At 47.9% G+C, this 23,088-nt stretch carries 21 protein-coding genes and 1 other annotated feature; all 21 genes read left to right on the top strand.

The window, feature by feature from the left end; translation table 11 throughout:
• Nucleotides 1-23 precede the first annotated feature (23 nt).
• The 21 genes from rlmB to rplC all read left to right on the top strand — a co-directional run bounded on the left by rlmB (nucleotide 24) and on the right by rplC (nucleotide 23,072).
• The gene (gene rlmB / locus LQV63_RS25205) at nucleotides 24-764 is read left to right on the top strand and encodes a 23S rRNA (guanosine(2251)-2'-O)-methyltransferase RlmB (RefSeq protein WP_019420677.1); all 741 of its coding nucleotides are present in this window, start codon (nucleotides 24-26) and stop codon (nucleotides 762-764) included.
• Between the two features lie 11 nt (nucleotides 765-775).
• On the top strand, nucleotides 776-1,315 hold the full coding sequence (locus LQV63_RS25200; RefSeq protein WP_019420678.1) for an NYN domain-containing protein: 540 nt from the start codon (nucleotides 776-778) through the stop codon (nucleotides 1,313-1,315).
• 235 nt (nucleotides 1,316-1,550) lie between these two features.
• Complete coding sequence (gene sigH, locus LQV63_RS25195) at nucleotides 1,551-2,207, top strand: RNA polymerase sporulation sigma factor SigH (RefSeq protein ID WP_019420679.1); 657 nt, start codon at nucleotides 1,551-1,553, stop codon at nucleotides 2,205-2,207.
• Between the two features lie 454 nt (nucleotides 2,208-2,661).
• A complete protein-coding gene (gene rpmG, locus LQV63_RS25190; RefSeq protein WP_019420680.1) occupies nucleotides 2,662-2,811 on the top strand; it encodes a 50S ribosomal protein L33 in 150 nt (49 codons plus the stop codon).
• 38 nt (nucleotides 2,812-2,849) lie between these two features.
• The gene (gene secE / locus LQV63_RS25185) at nucleotides 2,850-3,041 is read left to right on the top strand and encodes a preprotein translocase subunit SecE (protein WP_026010982.1); all 192 of its coding nucleotides are present in this window, start codon (nucleotides 2,850-2,852) and stop codon (nucleotides 3,039-3,041) included.
• A 23-nt stretch (nucleotides 3,042-3,064) separates the two neighbouring features.
• A complete protein-coding gene (nusG, locus tag LQV63_RS25180; protein ID WP_019420682.1) occupies nucleotides 3,065-3,598 on the top strand; it encodes a transcription termination/antitermination protein NusG in 534 nt (177 codons plus the stop codon).
• 76 nt (nucleotides 3,599-3,674) lie between these two features.
• Nucleotides 3,675-4,100: a 50S ribosomal protein L11 gene (gene rplK, locus LQV63_RS25175; RefSeq protein ID WP_233698720.1), complete on the top strand. Its 426-nt coding sequence runs from the start codon at nucleotides 3,675-3,677 to the stop codon at nucleotides 4,098-4,100.
• 63 nt (nucleotides 4,101-4,163) lie between these two features.
• On the top strand, nucleotides 4,164-4,856 hold the full coding sequence (gene rplA, locus LQV63_RS25170) for a 50S ribosomal protein L1 (protein WP_233698719.1): 693 nt from the start codon (nucleotides 4,164-4,166) through the stop codon (nucleotides 4,854-4,856).
• A gap of 113 nt (nucleotides 4,857-4,969) precedes the next feature.
• Nucleotides 4,970-5,136 (top strand) — a sequence feature (ribosomal protein L10 leader region).
• A gap of 60 nt (nucleotides 5,137-5,196) precedes the next feature.
• Nucleotides 5,197-5,700: a 50S ribosomal protein L10 gene (rplJ, locus tag LQV63_RS25165; protein WP_019420685.1), complete on the top strand. Its 504-nt coding sequence runs from the start codon at nucleotides 5,197-5,199 to the stop codon at nucleotides 5,698-5,700.
• 72 nt (nucleotides 5,701-5,772) lie between these two features.
• A complete protein-coding gene (rplL, locus tag LQV63_RS25160) occupies nucleotides 5,773-6,138 on the top strand; it encodes a 50S ribosomal protein L7/L12 (protein WP_019420686.1) in 366 nt (121 codons plus the stop codon).
• A 139-nt stretch (nucleotides 6,139-6,277) separates the two neighbouring features.
• Nucleotides 6,278-6,883: a class I SAM-dependent methyltransferase gene (locus tag LQV63_RS25155; RefSeq protein WP_233698718.1), complete on the top strand. Its 606-nt coding sequence runs from the start codon at nucleotides 6,278-6,280 to the stop codon at nucleotides 6,881-6,883.
• Nucleotides 6,884-7,273: 390 nt separating this feature from the next.
• On the top strand, nucleotides 7,274-10,816 hold the full coding sequence (gene rpoB / locus LQV63_RS25150) for a DNA-directed RNA polymerase subunit beta (RefSeq protein WP_019420688.1): 3,543 nt from the start codon (nucleotides 7,274-7,276) through the stop codon (nucleotides 10,814-10,816).
• A gap of 163 nt (nucleotides 10,817-10,979) precedes the next feature.
• Nucleotides 10,980-14,600 carry a DNA-directed RNA polymerase subunit beta' gene (gene rpoC / locus LQV63_RS25145; RefSeq protein WP_019420689.1) on the top strand — a complete coding sequence of 1,207 codons (3,621 nt, stop codon included), beginning with the start codon at nucleotides 10,980-10,982 and terminating at the stop codon, nucleotides 14,598-14,600.
• Nucleotides 14,601-14,859: 259 nt separating this feature from the next.
• The gene (locus LQV63_RS25140; protein WP_019420690.1) at nucleotides 14,860-15,117 is read left to right on the top strand and encodes a ribosomal L7Ae/L30e/S12e/Gadd45 family protein; all 258 of its coding nucleotides are present in this window, start codon (nucleotides 14,860-14,862) and stop codon (nucleotides 15,115-15,117) included.
• Between the two features lie 136 nt (nucleotides 15,118-15,253).
• Entirely contained in the window at nucleotides 15,254-15,673 is a 420-nt protein-coding gene (rpsL, locus tag LQV63_RS25135) for a 30S ribosomal protein S12 (RefSeq protein WP_019420691.1), read from the top strand.
• 40 nt (nucleotides 15,674-15,713) lie between these two features.
• Complete coding sequence (gene rpsG, locus LQV63_RS25130) at nucleotides 15,714-16,184, top strand: 30S ribosomal protein S7 (RefSeq protein ID WP_019420692.1); 471 nt, start codon at nucleotides 15,714-15,716, stop codon at nucleotides 16,182-16,184.
• A gap of 62 nt (nucleotides 16,185-16,246) precedes the next feature.
• Nucleotides 16,247-18,322 (top strand): elongation factor G, encoded by a 2,076-nt coding sequence (fusA, locus tag LQV63_RS25125; RefSeq protein WP_019420693.1) that lies wholly within the window; start codon nucleotides 16,247-16,249, stop codon nucleotides 18,320-18,322.
• A 101-nt stretch (nucleotides 18,323-18,423) separates the two neighbouring features.
• Nucleotides 18,424-19,617, top strand: coding sequence for an elongation factor Tu (tuf, locus tag LQV63_RS25120; RefSeq protein WP_019420694.1), 1,194 nt, complete (start codon nucleotides 18,424-18,426; stop codon nucleotides 19,615-19,617).
• Between the two features lie 247 nt (nucleotides 19,618-19,864).
• The gene (locus LQV63_RS25115; RefSeq protein WP_233698717.1) at nucleotides 19,865-21,226 is read left to right on the top strand and encodes a globin-coupled sensor protein; all 1,362 of its coding nucleotides are present in this window, start codon (nucleotides 19,865-19,867) and stop codon (nucleotides 21,224-21,226) included.
• An 829-nt stretch (nucleotides 21,227-22,055) separates the two neighbouring features.
• Nucleotides 22,056-22,364 (top strand): 30S ribosomal protein S10, encoded by a 309-nt coding sequence (rpsJ, locus tag LQV63_RS25110; RefSeq protein ID WP_006037947.1) that lies wholly within the window; start codon nucleotides 22,056-22,058, stop codon nucleotides 22,362-22,364.
• Between the two features lie 84 nt (nucleotides 22,365-22,448).
• On the top strand, nucleotides 22,449-23,072 hold the full coding sequence (rplC, locus tag LQV63_RS25105) for a 50S ribosomal protein L3 (protein ID WP_019420696.1): 624 nt from the start codon (nucleotides 22,449-22,451) through the stop codon (nucleotides 23,070-23,072).
• The last annotated feature ends 16 nt before the right edge of the window (nucleotides 23,073-23,088 follow it).

The following is a 23,088-nucleotide window of genomic DNA, read 5'->3' as shown; positions in this document are numbered from 1 at the left end:
CATAACGGGAGGCCATTACACGCATGCATGAAGAATTTATCGCCGGGAAACACTCGGTTACCGAAGCGCTCAAATCTGGGCGCACCATCAACAAGATATGGATTGCGGATAATGCGCAGAAGCATTTGACCCTGCCTATCATCGCCGAAGCGAAGAAAGTGGGAGTCGTCATTCAGACGGTGGACAAGCGTAAGCTGGACCAGATGGTCGAAGGCGTACAGCATCAAGGTGTTGTCGCACAAGTCGCTGCTTATGATTATGTGGAAGTGGAAGATATTCTCGCCCGGGCCGAGGCCAAAGGGGAAGTTCCTTTTTTGCTGTTGCTGGACGAAATCGAAGACCCGCATAACTTGGGCTCGATTTTGCGTACGGCGGATTGTACGGGAGTTCACGGTGTTATCATTCCGAAGCGTCGCTCGGTTGGACTTACCGCTACGGTATCGAAGACATCGGCAGGGGCAGTCGAATATGTGCCGGTTGCCCGCGTCACGAACTTGACACAGACAATGGAACAGCTGAAAGAGCGCGGCGTGTGGATTGTCGGTACAGACGTATCGGCGACGCAGGAAATATACGATGCGGATGTGTTCACACTTCCGGTTGCGCTTGTAATTGGCAACGAGAACAAAGGCATGGGTCGTCTTATCCGTGAAACGTGTGATGTTCTCTGTACATTGCCAATGGCAGGGCAAATCAATTCGCTAAACGCGTCGGTAGCCGCTGGCATCTTTATGTATGAGGTTGTGCGCCGGCGCCGCGGCTGAGGCTGCGGAACATGGAACGGCAGGATTGGCGCGATGTGCTCTTGGTCGATGGTTACAATATGATTGGGGCATGGCCGGAATTGTCGCAGCTTGCGGATAACCGATTGGAAGAAGCGCGGGATCGGCTGCTGCACATGCTTGCGGATTATCAAGCTTATTCGGGGCGAAAAGTCATTGCCGTGTTCGACGCGTATCGCGTTCCCGGTCTCGGGATGAAATACAAGCAGGGGAATATGACGGTTTATTTTACAAAAGAAAAAGAAACGGCGGATGAATGCATTGAACGTCTCGTAAAGGAACTGACGCATCGCCGCCGTCAAATCTATGTTGCCACCTCCGACATGACGGAGCAGCGCGTCACCTTCGGGCAGGGTGCGCTTCGTGTCTCTGCGCGGGAGCTTCGGCTCATCATTGAGCAGGCAAGACAAGAAGTGCAGTCTCGTATTCGGGAGCATGCATCGCAGCCGATCAAACGCAATCCGTTGGAAGGGAAGCTGAGTCTGGATCAACTGTTGAAGCTGGAACGGATGCGCCGCGGCGAGAAAGACTAGCAGAGGTTGAAAAGCAGTTTTTTTGAACACGCGCTAGAATCGAGAGAAGAGATGTTCGCCCAGTACGGATTTTGGTATCTTTTTTCCAAGCGATTGTCTCTTTATTTGTGAAATACCTTGGATTCCGCTCTGGATAAGGCTTCACTTGGTTGACGGTGTTAGATAGATTCATATATACTGAATCTATCATTTGTGATGTAACAGTGGATTGCGTTGCAGGCCGGAGGGATTGCTAGTGAGTGTTGACCTCAGAGTATTAAGCGCCTCCTCATACGATCGGTTGACGGATGAACAGCTAGTCGACGCGGTTCGTGATGGGGACAGTGAAGCGCTTGAATACTTAATTAACAAATACCGCAATTTCGTACGGGCGAAGGCACGCTCTTATTTTTTGATCGGGGCTGACCGTGAAGATATTGTACAAGAGGGTATGATCGGCCTATACAAGTCGATTCGGGATTTTAAAGGTGACAAGTTGGCTTCATTCAAGGCGTTTGCCGAACTGTGCATCACAAGACAGATCATTACCGCGATCAAGACCGCGACGCGTCAGAAACATATCCCTTTAAATTCATACGTTTCCTTGGACAAGCCGATTTACGATGAAGATTCGGACCGGACGTTGCTGGACATTATCGGGGGTTCGCGTGTATCGGACCCGGAAGAGCTCATTATTAATCAAGAAGAGTTTGTCGGACTTGAAGACAAGATGTCCGAGATACTGAGCGATTTGGAACGCAAAGTGTTAATGCTTTATTTGGACGGACGATCCTATCAGGAGATTGCCGTCGATCTAGATCGTCATGTCAAATCCATTGATAATGCTCTGCAGCGTGTGAAGCGCAAGCTGGAGCGGTATTTGGAATTGCGCGATGGCGCACATGAGGAATAGCGAACGATAGAGAGATGCCATGAAGAGCTTATCCACCTCACGAGTGAGGGAATAAGCTTTTTTTACTATTAAGGAATGGTTCTGACTGGTGAAGGAGCGGGAATGCCGCGATCGTGAAAAGGTGATGATAGGGCGCAGGTTTAGATTGATTGAAAATCTACCATACTGGTATAGACTTCGACATTCGAGATTATTCCTTTTGCATGCAGCTGTCGGTTATGATAGAGTGGAGGTCGTAACCCCCCCTAGCGTCAATACTTTTCGTTGACATGATTTGACCCTTATGATAAAGTGTTTTAGGTAGCCCTAAATATGCGTACGTTTTTACTGAATAAGTCTGTCTTATTCAGCTCGAGAGGCGGTTTTTATTCCTTATGGAATGGGAACAAACTGTTTCCCCTTGGGATAAATTCGACGCTTCTTATCATTAAGGTGTCTTCAGGAGGTGTACTATATGCGGGTAATCGTTACGATGGCTTGCACGAACTGCAAACAACGCAACTACACGACAACAAAGAACAAACGCAATCACCCAGACCGCATTGAGTTGAAGAAATTCTGCAAGTTCTGCAACGAGCATACTTCTCATCGCGAAACAAGATAAGTCAGATGGAGGTGTAGTCCGTGGCTTTCTTCGGGAATCTGAAACGTAGTTTCGGTTCAATGTTTTCCTTCTTTGCCGACAGCTGGGGCGAATTGAAAAAAGTTCGCTGGCCCAATCGTAAAGAATTGACAAGCTATACGATCGTCGTATTAGCCACGGTTGTCTTTATGACGCTTTATTTTTGGGTCCTTGACATCGGAATTAGCGCGATCGTCGAAGCGATTATTTAATAAAGTCCCAAGGTGGCTTGGTTATGGAAAAGAGATGGTACGTTGTTCATACCTATTCGGGGTATGAAAACAAAGTTAAGGCCAATTTGGAAAAGCGCGTCGAATCCATGGGCATGGAAGACAAAATTTTCCGAGTTCTTGTTCCAATGGAAGAAGAAGTGGTAAACAAAGACGGCAAGAAAAAGATCGTCATGCGCAAAGTTTACCCTGGCTATGTTTTGGTAGAGATGATCCAGACGGATGAGTCTTGGTATGTTGTTCGCAATACGCCAGGGGTCACTGGTTTTGTCGGTTCTACTGGTTCTGGTTCAAAGCCTATCCCGCTGTTGCCTGATGAGGTTGAACAAATCTTGAAGACAATGGGAATGGAAGCGCCGAAGCCAAAAGTCGATTTCGACTTGAAGGAATCGGTGCGTATTAAGGTCGGACCTTTTGCTAACTTTGTCGGTACGGTTGAAGAAATCATTACGGACAAGCAGAAGTTGAAGGTCCATGTTAACATGTTTGGAAGAGAAACCCCGCTTGAGTTGGATTACCACCAAGTGGAGAAGATTTAATACATCTTTTCAGGTTTCTGCTGTGAGGGAGGGCGCAAGCTTTGAACTCACATATTAGCGCAAGGAGGTGTACTACGTGGCGAAAAAAGTCATTAAAATCGTTAAGTTGCAAATACCAGCGGGAAAGGCAAATCCTGCGCCTCCGGTAGGTCCAGCTTTGGGTCAAGCAGGGGTTAACATCATGGCGTTCTGTAAAGAGTTCAACGCGAAGACAGCTGACCAAGCAGGTCTTATCATTCCTGTCGAAATCACTGTGTTCGAAGATCGTTCCTTTACGTTCATTACGAAGACGCCGCCGGCTGCTGTATTGTTGAAAGTAGCGACGAAAGTAGAAAAAGGTTCCGGCGAACCGAACAAGAACAAAGTTGCGACTGTAAAACGCGACGTTGTTCGTCAAATCGCAGAACAAAAAATGCCTGACCTGAACGCGGCAACTGTTGAATCAGCTATGCGTATGGTTGAAGGTACGGCTCGCAGCATGGGTATCGTCGTAGAAGACTAATTCAAGTTTTCTGGACGCATGTGGGAGGTTTAACCGTTAATACCACAAAGGAGGAAACATAACATGGCAAAACGTGGCAAGAAATACGTTGAAGCCGCTAAGTTGTTCGATAAAGACACAACTTACCAGTCGATGGAAGCTATTGAGTTAGTGAAAAAATCGGCTACGGCTAAATTTGACGAAACGATTGAAGTGGCTGTTCGCCTGGGCGTAGACCCTCGTAAACAAGACCAAAACGTTCGTGGGGTTGTTGTACTTCCTCACGGTACAGGTAAGACTAAACGCGTTCTCGTCTTTGCAAAAGGCGAAAAAGCGAAAGAAGCAGAAGCAGCTGGCGCTGATTTTGTAGGCGATCAAGATATGATCAACAAAATTCAACAAGGCTGGTTCGAATTCGATGTCTGCGTAGCAACACCAGACATGATGAGTGAAGTTGGTAAATTGGGCCGTATCCTCGGTGGTAAAGGTCTGATGCCTAACCCTAAAGCCGGTACGGTTACATTCGATGTATCTAAAGCGATCCAAGAGATCAAAGCGGGTAAAATCGAATACCGTCTGGACAAAGCAGGCCAAATTCATGCGCCAATCGGTAAAGTGTCCTTCGATGCAGACAAGTTGCATGATAACTTTAAAGCTCTCATCGATGCATTGAACCGTGCTAAGCCGGCAGCGGCAAAAGGCGTATACATGAAAAACATCGCTGTTTCTTCGACGATGGGACCTGCAGCACGCGTTGAAACTGCAACATTCCGCTAAGATAGATTCCCTCAGGGGAAGAATCTGGCCTCTGTTGGAAAGTAACGGAAGAGGTTGACGTGATTCGACCGTTCGTGCTATCCTGATAGAGTTGCTGAGAGACAGTGTGCAACTAAATTTGAATAATCGTACCGTAGACAGTAGGTGCCGGAAGGCTTAATCTCCTACCGAGGTGTTCGAAATAGAATGAGTGCGAAGGTGTGCGTCGTTGACGCGGCTGCGCACCTGACCTTTTCGTGATGCCTCTGTAGTAAACTGCAGAGGCTTTTCTTATGCTGAAGTAGGTAGAACAGAACGGTCGGGATGCGGTTAGTAATGATACTTGTAGGAGGTGGATTGAGTGGCAAACGCAAAAATAATCGAAGCGAAGCAGCAAGAAGTGCAAGTGATCGCTGAGAAATTGCGTGGCAGCGCAACAACGGTTGTTGCCGACTACCGTGGCTTGAACGTGTCTCAAGTTACCGAGCTCCGCAAACAACTGCGTGAAGCAGGCATTGAATTCCAAGTATTGAAAAATACATTGGTTCGCCGTGCGACAGCAGCAGCGGAATTGTCGGAACTTGACGAAGTATTGTCCGGTCCAACGGCAATCGCATTCAGCCGCGAAGACGCAGTAGCTCCTGCGAAGATTTTGAACGACTTTGCGAAGAAGAACGAAGCACTTGAGATCAAAGGTGGCGTGGTAGAAGGCCGCGTCGTCGATGTGGCTCAAATCAAAGCGTTGGCAGAATTGCCATCCCGCGAAGGTTTGCTGTCCATGTTGCTCAGCGTGCTTCAAGCGCCAATGCGCAACTTCGCACTTGCTGTCAAAGCAGTCGCAGAGAAGAACGAAGCCGAAGCGTAATCATGATCGCGTTCCCGAGATGGGGTATTGCGCGAGTATCTAATAATTAATCACGAATATGGAGGTTTAACAATGAGCAAAGATCAAATCTTGGAAGCCATTAAAGGCATGTCCGTATTGGAACTGAACGACCTTGTTAAAGCAATCGAAGAAGAATTCGGCGTAACAGCTGCAGCTCCTGTAGCAGTTATGGCTGGTGGCGCTGGCGATGCTGGTGCAGCTGAGCAAACAGAATTCGACGTAATTTTGAACGGCCCTGGCGCTGCCAAAATCAACGTTATCAAAGTTGTTCGCGAAATCACAGGTCTTGGCCTGAAAGAAGCGAAAGACTTGGTAGACAACTGCCCGAAACCATTGAAAGAAAAAGTAAGCAAAGAAGAAGCAGAAGCTGTGAAAGCGAAGCTCGAAGAAGCAGGCGCATCTGTAGAAGTGAAGTAATTTCAGCTCTGTGAAGTGCGAACCCCTTGAAGACCATTCAAGGGGTTTGTTGTCTAGGATACGACCTCGGTGCGCATCTTAGCCAATGAACGGCAGCGATTTTGACCTGCTGGAGCGTAACTCGCTAGGAGGTAAGGGAATGAACGGACACTATTACAGCAAACAGCCGGATGCGTCGCATGACCGTCAGCAGTGGCGGGCGATGCTTCGCGGGATGAACTTCCAGTTCGTTTCTGATGCAGGCGTATTCTCGAAGGGCGGAGTTGACTACGGAAGCCGCGTATTGATTGATAGCATGGATATTCCCGTACGAGCACAAGTGCTTGACGTTGGTTGCGGGTACGGTCCTATTGGTTTAACGGCTGCTCGCTTGGCACAGCAGGGATGTGTTAAGATGGTTGACGTCAATGAACGCGCCTTGCAGCTGGCACAGGAAAATGCCGCGCAAAACGGCATTCATAATGTCACGGTTCAAGAAAGTGACGGATTGGCCGCACTTGCCGGCGAGCGTTTTGATGTCATTTTGACCAATCCTCCGATCCGGGCCGGCAAAGAAGTCGTCCATCGCATTTTCGAACAGTCCTATGAACAATTGAACGAACAAGGAGCACTCTGGATCGTGATTCAGAAGAAGCAGGGGGCGCCGTCAGCTGAGGCGAAGCTGCATACGTTGTTCGGAGAAGAGAATGTGGAGTTGGTAACGAAGGATAAAGGATATCGCGTCTATCGGGCAACGAAACGATAATAGACGATAACACAATTTCCAAGTTGACTTCATATGCCCAATGTGATATTATTATAAAATGTCAGTATTAGGATGGACTTCATGTCTTTACATGACCAAAATGTCAAGTCTTTTTTTAAAACGGTGCATACTTTTTTAGGAATTGACGTATAATGTTTACATTTTGGGCAAGTCTATCGATATGAAGGACAAACGACAACATGAAACGGCGGCACGGGGAAACGGCGTCCATCGCAATTCGCATTTTTGCCGTGAACGTGCGTTTTTCTTTTTGCTTTATTTTCTACATTTTCAACTTGTTTCAGAGTCTCTTTCGTGGACTTTATTATAAAGGATACCGAAAAGGATTCGCAATCCATTTTTGTAGTAGACATGAGGGGTGAGTTAAAGTTGGCAGGACATCTTGTTCAGTATGGACGACGCACTCGGCGCAGCTACGCGCGAATCAAAGAGGTACTCGAAGTTCCGAACTTGATTGAAATCCAACAGAAATCGTACGAATGGTTTTTGGACGAGGGATTGCGTGAAATGTTCCAAGACATTTCGCCAATTCAGGATTTCACAGGCAATTTAGTTCTGGAATTTATTGATTACAGCTTGGGCGAACCAAAATACTCGGTCGATGATTCAAAGGAACGCGATGTAACATACGCGGCGCCGCTTCGGGTAAAGGTGCGTCTACTCAACAAAGAGACCGGAGAAGTCAAAGAGCAGGAAGTGTTCATGGGTGATTTCCCGCTTATGACCGAAACGGGTACGTTCATCATCAATGGTGCGGAACGCGTTATTGTCAGCCAGTTGGTTCGATCCCCAAGTGTCTATTTTAGTACTAAAGTTGACAAGAACGGGAAGAAAACCTACACGGCGACGGTCATTCCGAACCGTGGGGCATGGTTGGAACTGGAGACGGACGCAAAAGATATTATTTACGTTCGTATCGACCGTACACGGAAGATTCCGGTGACGGTATTGCTTCGTGCCTTGGGCTTTGGTACCGATGAACAAATCTTAGACTTGCTTGGTCATGACGAATATATCCGCAATACGCTGGATAAAGACAATACAGATTCGACGGAGAAAGCGCTGATTGAAATTTATGAACGCTTGCGTCCGGGTGAGCCGCCGACATTGGATAATGCGAGAAGCTTGCTGATCGCACGTTTCTTCGATCCTAAACGCTATGATTTAGCGAATGTTGGTCGCTATAAGATGAATAAGAAGCTTCACATTAAGAACCGCTTGTTTAACCACCGCTTGGCTGAGACGCTGGTCGATCCGGATACGGGTGAGATTATCGCAGAAGCAGGTCAAATGATTGACCGTCGTCTATTAGATGAAATTTTGCCTCGTCTCGAAAGCAACGTTGGATTTAAAACCTATCATGTTGCGGGTGGCGTATTGGAAAGCGACGATATTCCGATGCAGGTGATTGAGGTGTTCTCGCCGATTGAAGAGGGCAAGGTCATCAAAGTCATCGCCAATGGTATCATCGACAAAACCGTTAAAAATATTACGCCGGCGGACATTATCTCGTCTATCAACTACTTTATGAACTTGCTGCATGGCATTGGCAGCACGGATGACATCGACCATTTGGGCAACCGTCGTCTGCGTTCGGTAGGTGAACTGCTTCAGAACCAGTTCCGTATCGGCTTGTCCCGTATGGAGCGTGTTGTTCGTGAGCGGATGTCGATACAAGACGCGAATGTCATTACACCACAGGCTCTGATTAACATCCGACCTGTTATTGCATCGATTAAAGAGTTCTTCGGTAGTTCACAGTTGTCGCAGTTTATGGACCAGACGAACCCGCTTGCAGAGCTGACGCATAAGCGCCGCTTGTCTGCACTCGGACCCGGTGGTTTGACACGTGAACGTGCGGGCTTTGAAGTTCGAGACGTTCACCACTCTCACTATGGCCGTATGTGTCCAATTGAGACGCCGGAGGGACCGAATATCGGTTTGATCAACTCCTTGTCTACATTCGCCCGTGTCAACGAGTACGGCTTCATTGAAGCGCCATACCGTTGGGTGGATCCGAAGACAGGCAAAGTATCCGAACAGATCGATTACATGACAGCGGACGAAGAGGACAATTACGTCATTGCCCAAGCGAATGCGCTGTTGAATGATGATGGATCGTTCCAGGACGATATGATCATTGTTCGTTACAACAAGCAATCTGACAACATCTTGACGATGCCGAGCGAACGTGTGGACTACATGGACGTCTCGCCGAAGCAGGTTGTGTCGGTAGCGACTGCGCTCATTCCGTTCTTGGAAAACGATGACTCCAACCGTGCGCTCATGGGTTCGAACATGCAGCGGCAGGCTGTGCCTTTGCTTATTCCGGAGGCGCCGTTTGTCGGTACGGGAATGGAACATAAGTCCGCGAAGGATTCCGGCGTATGTATCGTATCCAAAGTAGACGGCTACGTTGAACGCGTAACGGCTAATGAAGTGCAAGTGCGTCGCGTCGAAGTAGTGGACGGCAAAGAGGTCAAAGGCGACCTCGTGAAATATAAATTGCAGAAGTTTATGCGTTCCAACCAAGGAACATGCATTAACCAACGTCCGCTTGCCAGAAAAGGCGAAATCGTCAAAAAAGGCGATATCTTGGCGGACGGCCCTTCCACCGAAGTGGGCGAGTTGGCCCTCGGACGCAACGTCGTCGTTGCGTTTATGACGTGGGAAGGCTACAACTACGAGGATGCGATTCTGTTGTCCGAGAAGTTGGTGAAAGAGGACGTCTACACGTCCATTCACATTGAAGAATACGAATCCGAAGCCCGTGATACGAAGCTCGGACCGGAAGAAATTACTCGTGACATTCCGAACGTCGGTGAAGAAGCGCTCAAGAACCTTGACGAGCGCGGCATTATCCGCGTCGGTGCTGAGATTAAAGCAGGTGACATTCTGGTCGGTAAAGTAACGCCAAAAGGGGTTACGGAATTGACGGCAGAGGAACGCTTGCTGCACGCCATCTTCGGTGAGAAAGCTCGTGAAGTTCGTGACACATCCCTGCGCGTACCGCATGGTACCGACGGTATCGTCGTTGACGTTAAGGTGTTCACGCGCGAGAATGGCGATGAGCTTCCGCCAGGCGTCAATCAGCTCGTTCGAGTATATATTGCCCAAAAACGTAAAATTTCCGAGGGTGACAAAATGGCGGGGCGCCACGGTAACAAGGGTGTCATCGCACGTATCCTCCCGGAAGAAGATATGCCATTCTTGCCGGACGGCACGCCGGTTCAGGTCGTCTTGAACCCACTCGGCGTTCCATCTCGGATGAATATCGGTCAGGTGCTTGAAGTTCACTTGGGTATGGCAGCGCGCTATCTTGGCATGCATATGTCTACCCCGGTATTTGACGGTGCGACCGAGTATGACGTGTTCGATACGATGGAAGAAGCTGGCATGCAGCGCAATGGTAAGACGCGGTTGTATGACGGCCGTACGGGCGAACAGTTTGAACGTGAAGTAACGGTCGGCGTCATGTACATGATTAAGCTCGCGCACATGGTCGACGACAAAATTCATGCCCGTTCCACGGGTCCTTACTCCCTCGTTACGCAGCAGCCGCTCGGTGGTAAAGCACAGTTCGGTGGTCAGCGTTTCGGTGAGATGGAAGTATGGGCACTCGAGGCTTACGGTGCGGCATACACCTTGCAAGAGATTCTTACCGTCAAGTCTGACGATGTTGTCGGCCGCGTGAAGACGTACGAATCGATTGTCAAAGGCGAAAATGTACCGGAGCCGGGCGTTCCAGAGTCATTCAAAGTCTTGATCAAAGAGTTGCAAAGCTTAGGTATGGACGTCAAGATTTTGACAGAGAACGAAGAAGAAATTGAAATGCGTGAATTGGACGAAGATGACGATGCCTCCCAAGACAAGTTGAATCTTGGTGCGGAAGGCGAATACGTGGTAGAGTAACAATTCCCCAAATAGGATAGCGTTGTTGGTTCGGACGATGGTCGGCGGCTCCTTTGCCGTTCCGGCCATCGTCAATCCATATAGATTCGAACACAGAAGACCGCTTCCTGTGTGAAAACAAAAGCGGTGAACTCAAGTACAGATTAAGGAGGGTCGCTCCTTGATGGACGTCAACAATTTTGAATTTATGAAAATCGGGCTTGCCTCTCCCGACAAAATTCGCTCGTGGTCTCGCGGCGAAGTCAAGAAGCCAGAAACGATTAACTATCGCACGCTGAAGCCGGAGAAAGAGGGCTTGTTCTGCGAGAAGATTTTCGGGCCGACGAAGGATTGGGAGTGTCATTGCGGTAAATACAAACGTGTACGTTATAAAGGCGTCGTCTGTGATCGATGCGGCGTTGAAGTAACTCGCCAAAAAGTACGACGTGAACGGATGGGGCATATTGAATTGGCCGCTCCGGTATCGCACATTTGGTACTTTAAAGGAATTCCGAGCCGTATGGGCTTAGCGCTGGATATGTCCCCGCGTTCATTGGAGGAGATTATTTACTTCGCTTCCTATGTCGTAACGGACCCAGGAGATACGCCGCTTGAGAGAAAACAATTGCTGTCTGAAAAAGAATATCGCAGCTACCGTGAGAAATATGGTCATGCGTTCCAGGCTGGTATGGGTGCAGAGGCTGTAAAGAAGCTGCTTCAAGATTTGGATTTGGACAAAGAGCTGGATATGCTCAAAGAAGAGCTGCGTACCGCTCAAGGCCAACGCCGTAACCGGGCTATCAAACGCCTGGAAGTCATCGAGGCATTCCGTAACTCCGGCAATAGTCCGGATTGGATGATTCTTGATGTGCTGCCGGTCATTCCTCCGGAACTTCGTCCGATGGTACAGCTCGATGGCGGCCGTTTTGCTACGTCCGACTTGAACGATCTATATCGTCGTGTCATTAACCGGAACAACCGTTTGAAGCGTTTGCTCGACTTGGGTGCACCGGATATCATCGTACAGAATGAGAAACGGATGCTTCAAGAAGCGGTAGACGCCCTGATTGATAATGGCCGTCGCGGCCGTCCGGTAACCGGACCAGGGAACCGTCCGCTCAAATCGCTTAGCCATATGCTGAAAGGGAAACAAGGCCGCTTCCGTCAGAACTTGCTTGGAAAACGGGTTGACTATTCCGGTCGTTCCGTTATCGTTGTAGGTCCGTACTTGAAGATGTACCAATGTGGTTTGCCTAAAGAAATGGCGCTTGAGCTGTTCAAACCTTTTGTCATGAAAGAGCTCGTGAATAAAGGTTTGGCACATAACATCAAGAGCGCAAAACGCAAAGTGGAGCGCGTCAGCCCAGAAGTATGGGACGTTCTCGAAGAAGTCATCCGCGAGCATCCGGTTCTGTTGAACCGTGCGCCGACGCTTCACCGTCTCGGTATCCAAGCGTTCGAACCAATCTTGGTCGAAGGCCGTGCGATCCGTCTTCACCCGCTCGTTTGTACGGCGTACAACGCGGACTTTGACGGTGACCAGATGGCTGTTCACGTTCCGTTGTCGGCAGAAGCGCAAGCAGAAGCACGCTTGCTTATGTTGGCATCCGGTAACATCTTGAACCCGAAAGACGGTAAACCGGTCGTTACGCCATCTCAGGATATGGTTCTCGGATCGTTCTACTTGACGATGGACAACAAAGAAGCAGAAGGCTCGGGCATGATTTTCGCTACTGCCAATGAAGCAGTGTCCGCATACCAACGCGGTACGGCATCCTTGCACGCGCGTGTCGCAATTCCGGCGAAAGCTTTGAAGAAGACATCGTTTACAGATAAGCAACAAGAGGCGTTTATCGTTACGACGGTAGGACGCATTATTTTCAATGAAATCTTCCCGGAAGATTTCCCGTACATCAACGAAGCGACGAAGCGCAACTTGTTCGAGGGAACTCCGGATCATTACTTTATTTATGAAAAAGGCGCGAATATTCATGAAATTATTCAGAATATTCCGCAATCCGGGGCAGTCGGTAAAGACTATCTCGGTCAAATCATTGCCCGTTGCTTCGATATATTCCATACGACGAAGACGTCGGTCATTTTGGACCGTATCAAGCAGATCGGATTTACGTACTCCACACGCGCCGGAATTACAATTGCGGTGTCGGATGTTATCGTACCTCCGGAGAAAGTGGATATCCTGAAGGAATCCGAAGAGAAGGTTAAAGTCATTACGAATCAATATCGTCGTGGTCTGATTACGAATGACGAGCGTTATGACCGTGTTATTGAAGTCTGGTCCATGACGAAGGATAAAATTACCGAGATTCTCATGAAGTCGATGGATCGTTATAACAACATCATGCTCATGGTAGACTCGAAAGCACGGGGTAACAAATCGCAGATTACTCAGCTCGGCGGTATGCGGGGTCTGATGGCGAACCCATCTGGTCGGATTATCGAATTGCCAATCAAATCGAATTTCCGTGAAGGCCTTACGGTCTTGGAATACTTTATTTCCACTCACGGTGCGCGGAAAGGTCTCGCAGATACGGCGCTCCGTACAGCGGACTCGGGTTACTTGACCCGTCGTCTTGTTGACGTTGCGCAGGATGTTATCGTCCGCGAGGACGACTGCGGTACGGACAAGGGCTTTATGGTCAGCAATATCTCCGATGGTAAAGAAGTCATCGAAGGCTTGTACGACCGAATTGAAGGCCGTTATTCCTTTGAAACGATTCGTCATCCGGAAACAGGTGAGATTATCGTTCACCGTAACGATTTGATCGACACTGATAAGGCGGAAGCCATTGTCAATGCCGGTGTTAAAAAGCTGCAAATTCGCTCTGTGCTTAGCTGCCGTGCCCGTCATGGCGTATGTAAGATCTGTTATGGCCGCAACTTGGCAACAGGCAAACACGTGGAAATCGGGGAAGCCGTCGGTATTATCGCGGCGCAATCCATCGGTGAACCAGGAACGCAGCTCACGATGCGTACGTTCCATACCGGTGGGGTTGCTGGAGACGATATTACACAAGGTTTGCCGCGTATCCAAGAGCTCTTCGAAGCGCGGAATCCGAAAGGTCAAGCGATTATCTCCGAGATCGACGGTGTCGTCAAAGAGATTCGTGAAGCTAAAGACCGTCGTGAAGTGGAAGTCCAAGGTGAAGCCGAGACGAAAGTGTACCCGGTCACCTATGGTTCCCGTATTCGTGTAACCGAAGGCACGCAGATCGAAGCCGGAGACGAGATTACAGATGGTTCGATCGATCCGAAAGAAATGCTCCGCATCAAAGGTATCCGCGGCGTGCAGAACTATATTTTACAGGAAGTTCAGCGCGTTTACCGGAACCAAGGGGTAGAAATCAACGACAAGCACGTTGAAGTCATGATCAAGCAGATGCTGCGCAAAATCCGCATTGTTGATGCGGGAGACACGATTCTTCTGCCAGGATCATTTGTAGATATGCATGAATATGAAGCAGCCAACAAAGATGCGATTCTTGCTGGAAAAGAACCTGCTGTGGCGAAACCAATTTTGCTTGGTATCACCAAAGCGTCTCTTGAGACGGATTCCTTCCTGTCGGCAGCATCGTTCCAAGAAACGACGCGCGTGTTGACCGATGCGGCGATCAAAGGCAAAGTCGACCAATTGCTCGGCTTGAAAGAGAACGTCATTATCGGTAAGCTGATTCCTGCAGGTACTGGTATGAACCGTTACCGCAGCGTGAAGCTAATCAATCCGCTGGAAGAAGAAGTGACGGAAGACGCTCTGGACCCTGCTGGTGTAGGCGCTTCGGAGTAAGCTTGACTTAGCTGTACAATGATAGCGGAATGTGTCAGTTGGCACCCCGGCAAGATAGGGTGCCAACTGGCTTTCTGTTTCACGAGCGCAGAGGATTCTTGCTGCAGTTGTGGTACGAGCCTCTTCCTTCGTTTTTTTCTTTTTTGAAGTGATAGTTTGAATAAAAAGTAAAAAAACTGCTTGACACTCGGTTTTTGAAGTGCTACTATATCGTAGTGTGCCCGAGACAATGACCTGTACTTTTGGAGGAACATGTTTCATGTCTAATGATAAAGGGTTACAGGATAGCAATGTAAGAATTGGGACGAAACAAACGTTAAAGATGGTTGAGTATGACAAGGCCATTGAAGTGTATGTTGCAGAAGACGCAGACTCGCGTGTAACGTCCAAGGTCATTGCGCTGTGCGAGAAGAAGGGCGTTAAGCTTACATATGTAAGCACGATGCGCGATCTCGGCAAAGCATGCGGCATTGAAGTGGGCGCTGCCATGGTGGCTGTCGTCGATGGCGATGAATAAGGAAACCTATGTTTTTGTTAAGGGTGTAGTCCTACGGCAAAAACTTTTCATTTGTTCATTTATGAACCACCTGGATCTGTGGGCTTAAATGAATGAGTTGTAAAGGTGTTTAATTTTATGGGAAGGGGGTGGCAACATGCCAACAATTAATCAATTGGTACGTAAAGGCCGCGAAGCTAAAATCAAAAAATCCAAATCCCCAGCATTGCAAAAAGGGTTCAACGCGTTGAAACGCGAAGAAACGGATTTGAGCGCGCCTCAAAAACGCGGTGTCTGCACTCGTGTAGGTACATTGACTCCGAAGAAACCGAACTCCGCGCTTCGTAAATATGCACGTGTTCGTTTGACGAACCGAGTTGAAGTGAATGCTTATATCGGCGGTATCGGTCATAACCTGCAAGAGCACAGTGTCGTGCTTGTGCGCGGCGGCCGTGTTAAAGACCTTCCGGGTGTTCGTTATCACGTCGTTCGCGGTGCATTGGACACTGCGGGTGTGAACAACCGTATGCAAGCTCGTTCCAAATACGGTACGAAGCGTCCAAAAGCGAAGAAGTAATTGTTCGCGTTTATGAAGTCATTTGGAAAGGGGGATTCACATGCCACGCAAAGGTCCAGTTCCTAAGCGCGACGTGTTGCCGGATCCGGTGTATAACAGCAAGTTGGTTACTCGCCTGATTAATCGCATCATGATCGACGGTAAACGTGGTGTTGCTCAAACAATTCTGTACGATGCATTTGAAGTCGTTCGTGAACGTACAGGGAATGATCCTATGGAAGTGTTTGAAGCAGCATTGAAAAATATTATGCCGGTCCTTGAAGTTAAAGCTCGCCGTGTAGGTGGTTCTAACTATCAAGTACCTATCGAGGTTAAACCTGAGCGCCGCACATCTTTGGGATTGCGCTGGTTGGTTAACTACTCGCGCAACCGCGGTGAAAAAACAATGCAAGAGCGTTTGGCAGCAGAGATTATCGATGCTTCCAACAACACTGGCGCAGCTGTTAAGAAACGTGAAGATACGCATAAAATGGCTGAAGCAAACAAAGCGTTTGCTCACTACCGTTGGTAGAATAAAGCTATTAGGGTCTCGAATATCGAGTCACCAAACCCATTTTGAAGGGAGATCACTCCATGGCAAGACAGTTCTCCTTGGCAAATACGCGTAACATCGGGATCATGGCTCACATCGATGCCGGTAAAACAACGACAACGGAGCGTATTTTGTTCTACACTGGTCGTACTCATAAGATCGGTGAAACTCATGAAGGTTCTGCAACAATGGACTGGATGGAACAAGAACAAGAGCGTGGTATCACCATTACATCTGCGGCAACAACCGCACAATGGAAAGGTCACCGCGTTAACATTATCGATACTCCGGGCCACGTTGACTTTACGGTAGAGGTTGAGCGTTCCCTTCGCGTATTGGACGGAGCCGTAGGCGTTTTCTCTGCAAAAGAAGGCGTTGAGCCGCAATCCGAAACGGTATGGCGTCAAGCTGACCGTTATGGCGTGCCTCGTATTGCTTACGTGAACAAAATGGATATCATCGGCGCTGATTACCTCGGCGTTATTGATTCCATGAAAGATCGTTTGAAAGCGAACGCTGTAGCAATTCAATTGCCGATTGGCGCAGAGAATGATTTCGTAGGTATCATCGATTTGATGACGGAAAAAGCGTACATCTTTAAAGATGACCTCGGTAAAGAAGTAGATGAAGCTGAAGTTCCTGCTGAGTTGAAAGACAAAGTTGAAGAGCTTCGCATGGAAATGGTTGAGAAGATTGCAGAACTCGACGAAGACTTGATGATGAAATACCTTGAAGGCGAAGAGATTACAGTTCCTGAACTGAAAGCAGCTCTTCGCAAAGGGGTATGCAGCGTTCAAATCTTCCCTGTTGTATGCGGATCTTCCTACCGCAACAAAGGCGTTCAGATGATGATCGACGCTGTTGTTGACTACCTGCCGTCTCCATTGGATGTGCCTGATATTCAAGGTCATCTCGAAGATGGTACGGAAGCCATTCGTCATTCTTCGGACGAAGAGCCGTTCTCGGCCCTCGCGTTCAAGATTATGACTGACCCTTATGTTGGTAAGCTGACATTCTTCCGCGTATACTCTGGCGTACTGAACTCCGGTTCTTACGTACTGAATGCAACGAAGAACAAGCGCGAGCGTATCGGTCGTATCCTTCAAATGCACGCGAACAGCCGTGAAGAAATTGCCGTAGTTTTCTCCGGTGACATTGCGGCTGCAGTTGGCTTGAAAGATACAGGTACAGGTGACACACTGTGCGACGAGAAAAATCCGATAATCTTGGAGTCCATGAACTTCCCTGATCCGGTTATCCACATTGCCGTTGAGCCGAAGACAAAAGCAGACCAAGACAAACTTGGTGTAGCTTTGTCCAAGCTTACGGAAGAGGATCCAACACTGCGTGCCCACACGGATGAAGAAACGGGACAAACGATTCTTGGCGGTATGGGTGAGCTTCACCTTGATGTCATCGTTGACCGTATGCGTCGTGAGTTCAAAGTGGAAACAAACGTAGGTAAACCTCAGGTTGCTTATCGTGAAACATTCCGTACAGCTGCTAAGGTTGAAGGTAAGTTCGTACGTCAGTCCGGTGGCCGTGGTCAATACGGGCACGTATGGATCGAATTCGCACCGCAAGAGCCAGGTGTTGGCTTTACCTTCGAGAACAAAATTGTCGGTGGTGTCGTTCCGCGTGAATACATCGCACCGGTACAAGCCGGTATCGAAGAGTCGATGAAGAACGGTGTCTTGGCCGGCTTCCCGCTCGTTGATATTAAAGCGACAATTTTCGATGGTTCTTACCACGATGTCGACTCCAGTGAAATGGCGTTTAAGATTGCCGGTTCTATGGCGCTTAAAGCAGCAAAAGAGAAGTGTAATCCTTGCTTGCTCGAGCCGATCATGAAAGTCGAAGTCACTGTGCCTGAAGAGTACATGGGCGACGTTATGGGTATGCTGAACTCTCGCCGCGGTCGCATCGAAGGTATGGATTCTCGTGCAGGCGCACAAATTATCCGTGCTAAAGTGCCTCTTGCAGAAATGTTCGGTTACTCGACAACACTTCGTTCCGGTACACAAGGCCGCGGTGTGTTCTCGATGGAGATTTCTCACTATGAAGAAGTTCCACGCAACATCTCGGAAGAGATTATTGCTAAGAACAAAGGCGAGTAATTCGTCCTTGAATTGTTTTCAATCGGCTGAGCGCATGGCTTGCCCGTGTGCTTCCAGCCATTAAACCATACATTCCACTTATTAAGGAGGAACTAGTTCAAATGGCAAAGGCTAAGTTTGAACGTACGAAACCGCACGTTAATATCGGTACGATCGGTCACGTTGACCATGGTAAAACAACTTTGACTGCTGCAATCACTACAGTTCTGGCAAAAAAATACGGCGGTGGATCCGCTATCGCATTCGATCAAATCGATAAAGCTCCAGAAGAGCGCGAACGCGGTATCACAATTTCCACTTCCCACGTTGAGTATGAGACGGATAACCGTCACTATGCTCACGTTGACTGCCCAGGTCACGCCGACTACGTTAAGAATATGATCACGGGTGCTGCTCAAATGGACGGCGCGATTCTCGTTGTATCCGCAGCTGACGGCCCAATGCCGCAAACTCGTGAGCACATCTTGCTTTCCCGCCAAGTAGGCGTACCTTACATCGTCGTATTCATGAACAAATGCGACATGGTTGAAGACGAAGAGTTGTTGGAATTGGTTGAAATGGAAATTCGTGATCTTCTTAGCGAATATGAATTCCCTGGCGACGATACTCCAATCATTCGCGGTTCTGCTCGTGAAGCTCTTCAAAACCCAGAAGGAGAATGGGCTGAAAAAATCGTCGAATTGTTCAACCAAGTTGACGAGTACATCCCAACTCCAGAGCGCGACACTGATAAGCCTTTCTTGATGCCTGTCGAGGACGTATTCTCCATCACAGGCCGCGGTACAGTTGCTACTGGCCGTGTAGAGCGTGGTACAGTTAAAGTCGGCGACGAGATTGAAATCGTTGGTATTCAAGAAGAAACTCGTAAATGTGTTGTTACGGGCGTTGAAATGTTCCGTAAACTTCTTGATTCCGCTCAAGCGGGCGACAACATCGGCGCATTGCTCCGTGGTGTTGACCGTAAAGACATCGAGCGCGGTCAAGTATTGGCTAAACCAGCTTCGGTTAAACCACACACTGAGTTTACTGCACAAGTGTACGTGTTGACTAAAGAAGAAGGTGGCCGTCACAAGCCTTTCTTCACTGGCTACCGTCCACAGTTCTACTTCCGTACAACGGACGTAACTGGTGTAATCGATTTGCCAGAAGGCACTGAAATGGTTATGCCTGGTGACAACATCACAGTTACTGTTAACCTGATCAATCCAATCGCGATTGAAGAAGGTACTCGCTTCGCTATCCGCGAAGGTGGCCGTACAGTAGGTGCTGGTGCGGTTGCATCCATCATCAAATAATGTAAGCCGCCGGCAGTAGTCGGCGCTTCATAGAACCCCTTGTCCTTCGGGACAGGGGGTTTTTTATATTATTTTTTTACATAACCATCATTGGAAATTCACAGTTCGTTCATCGTTCTCTCTTTGTTTTTTACGCAAGACTTGTATAATAAAGCTTAAATCATGCATTCATTGAAATTTAAATAGGCTTATAGACCTGTTTTGTGTCGAATGTTGTTAGAATGTACTAGCAGAAAGGAAGCAAAACATGCGTGTAAAGCAATGGCTTAAACGGTGGAGAGATACAGCTGGAAAGACACAGAGCGATGGTGGAGCTCTTGCCCAACCTAGTCACGTGAAGCATTGGGATATCGATACGGAATTTATAATGGAACAAGGAATTCGACTGCCTGAGAGTCATCCCATACATAAGCAAATAGGTATGATTGGAATAACGGATAGCGATTTATCATTACTTAGAGCGATAAAGCCTCATCTTCTTCCTCATATCGCCTCCATAACGGACATTTTTTATGCCACTATCCTTGATGTAACGAGCCTCAGTGAAATGATTCAAAGTCACAGTACAATAGAACGTCTGAAGAAGACGTTGGAACAGCATATTTCGGAAATATTTGACGGAGTCATCGATGAGGCTTTTTTGAAGAAGCGCTTTAAGATTGCGGAAGTGCACCATCGTATCGGCTTGGATTCCAAATGGTACATGGGTGCCTTTCAAAATGTGCAGAACGGGTTAATCGACATCATTCATCAGCACATCGGTGACTCGCAGCTGCAAATACGGATGGTGATGGCCATTATGAAGATCATGAATCTGGAACAGCAAATTGTGTTGGAATCTTACGAGGAGCGACATCGTATAGAACGAGAACAACAGTATCAAGAGGTAAAGGATGAGCTGAAACGTAATATTGCGGAGTTAAGCAGTCGCTTGGCAGAGCTTACCGCTAGTACGAATGAGACGATACAAAGCTTAATCGCGCGCGGTATGAATTTGAATGAAAAGGTCGTGCAAACGAGCGATTCAGCCCGTCATACACAGGCCAGAGCGGAAGACGGAGAACGGCTCATAATGCAATTTACGGGCAGTATGCAGCAAATCGTTGCGCATACACATCAAATGAAATCCAGCATTGACGAATTGAAAAATACATCTTTGCGTATCCGTTCGATTGTAGGGGCTGTAAAAGAAATTGCGGACCAGACGAATTTGTTATCGCTCAATGCTTCAATCGAGGCTGCGCGTGCCGGCGAGCATGGGGCAGGTTTTGCGATCGTTGCCAAAGAAGTGAACAAGCTGGCTGCGCATACGAAGGATACGGTTACGGATATTGAAGAGTTGATTGGGAATTCCACGCTGGTCACGAATGCGGTTGTCCATATCATTACGCAGGTGAAAGGCAATGTAAGCACCGTCAGAGAACAAGCGGATGCGACGGGTGACACGTTCCGCCACATCGTAGAACAGGTGGAGCAGAGCACGACGGACATGGAGCACATGCAGGAAGAAATGAAGACGCTGCTGCAGATCACTACAGGCATCGGCCAATCAACTGACGAAGTTGCCGCTTCGGCGGAACGGTTGAATGAAGCGACGCTGCATTTATAGAGAGGGAAGCCGCTGAGAGAACGGTGCGTATATCTTTATTGGAAAAGGCTGAGCTATTACGCCAGTCTTTTTCTGTGTTTCGAACATAGGACATGATACGATTGCAATCGTCATACTTCATATATAGAGAGCAGGAGGATTAAGATGAAAATAATGATGAAACGGATTACGATGCTGCTTATATATAAGTAGAAGTTTCTGCAATCGATGTGAGCCTAGTTGTAGAATATACAGTCAAATGTATCGATTGGTCGGCAAAATAGAATGTGGACTGGATATCGTACAGTGGATAGGCTCTATTTCAGCGATTGTTGCAGTACAAGCGACCAAAACATTGGATTCACCACCCTGTCGACGTTCCGTTACCATCACCAAGAATGAAAATAGTTCGTTCTATCATCATGCTGCATATTCCAATGAAATCTGCCCTAAAGAGGCATAGCTGCTGTTTTGATGCATTGTAGGATGGGACAGACAATAGGGGGAAGGCAAGCCTGCAGCCCTGCAACTTTTATAGTCACTGAATGATGAATTCATATCCAGAACCTGCATCTTACAATATGTGCGGTATTCATGTTAAACTCATATAGCAGATTTGCTAGAGTCGGATTATACTATGTCCTAGTAGGATGCAAGCAGCCGATGAAAATCGTTGTGAAAAAAACTTGCAATCACCGGGACATTTATATATAATAATGAATGTTGTTCGTCGACGTTGCGATGAAGTGAGAGGTTACCGACACACCTGGCCCCTTTGCCATGGCGGTGCGAGGAAAATTTTCACGGAGTATGTCCGATGCAAAATTGGGCGATAAAAGGAGGGACTAAAATGGCAAAGCAAAAAATTCGTATCCGCTTGAAAGCATACGATCACAGAATTCTTGACCAATCCGCTGAGAAAATTGTTGAAACGGCAAAACGTTCCGGTGCAGGAGTATCCGGGCCAATCCCGTTGCCAACGGAGAAGCAAATCATCACCGTGCTTCGTGCGGTGCACAAGTACAAGGATTCCCGCGAGCAGTTCGAAATGCGCACACATAAGCGCTTGATCGACATCGTGAATCCAACGCCGCAAACGGTGGATGCGCTGATGCGTCTGGACTTGCCGTCCGGTGTAGATATTGAAATTAAGCTATAAACTTTATTGGAGAACAGTTATCCACAACTGAATAACTGATTTCTATTAGAATGAACGGATTAAGGATGGAAAAGAGGTGTCAACATGAAAGGTATCTTAGGTAAAAAGCTCGGCATGACTCAAATCTTTACCGCTGAAGGTAATGTAGTGCCGGTAACTGTTATCGAAGCTGGTCCTTGCGTCGTTCTTCAGAAGAAAGACGTTGAGAACGATGGCTACGAAGCTATCCAAATCGGCTATGCTGATAAGAAGGAAAAGCGTTCGACGAAGCCAGAGATCGGTCACGCTAAAAAAGCAAATGCAACGCCTAAGCGCTACGTAAAAGAACTTCGTGGTGTGGAACTTTCTCAATATGAAGTTGGCCAGGAGTTGAAAGCCGACATCTTTGCAGAAGGTGAATTCGTAGACGTTACTGGTATTTCCAAAGGTAAGGGATTCGCCGGCGTTATCAAACGTTGGGGACAACACCGCGGTCCAATGACTCACGGTTCCCGTTACCACCGCGGACCAGGTTCCATGGGTTCCATTCAAGCGAACCGCGTACCTAAAGGCAAACGCCTTCCAGGTCACATGGGTACAGATACGGTTACAATTCAAAATCTCGAAGTTGTTAAAGTGGATGCAGAACGTAATATCATCCTCGTTAAAGGTTCCATTCCAGGTCCTAAAAACAGCTTCGTTAACGTGAAACAAGCAGTTAAAAAGTAATTGGTGAGGAAAGGAG

The sequence above is a fragment of the Paenibacillus profundus genome (genome assembly GCF_021369635.1).
Classification (GTDB): Bacteria; Bacillota; Bacilli; order Paenibacillales; family Paenibacillaceae; genus Paenibacillus_B; species Paenibacillus_B profundus.
This window is presented reverse-complemented; position numbering and strand designations above follow the sequence as displayed.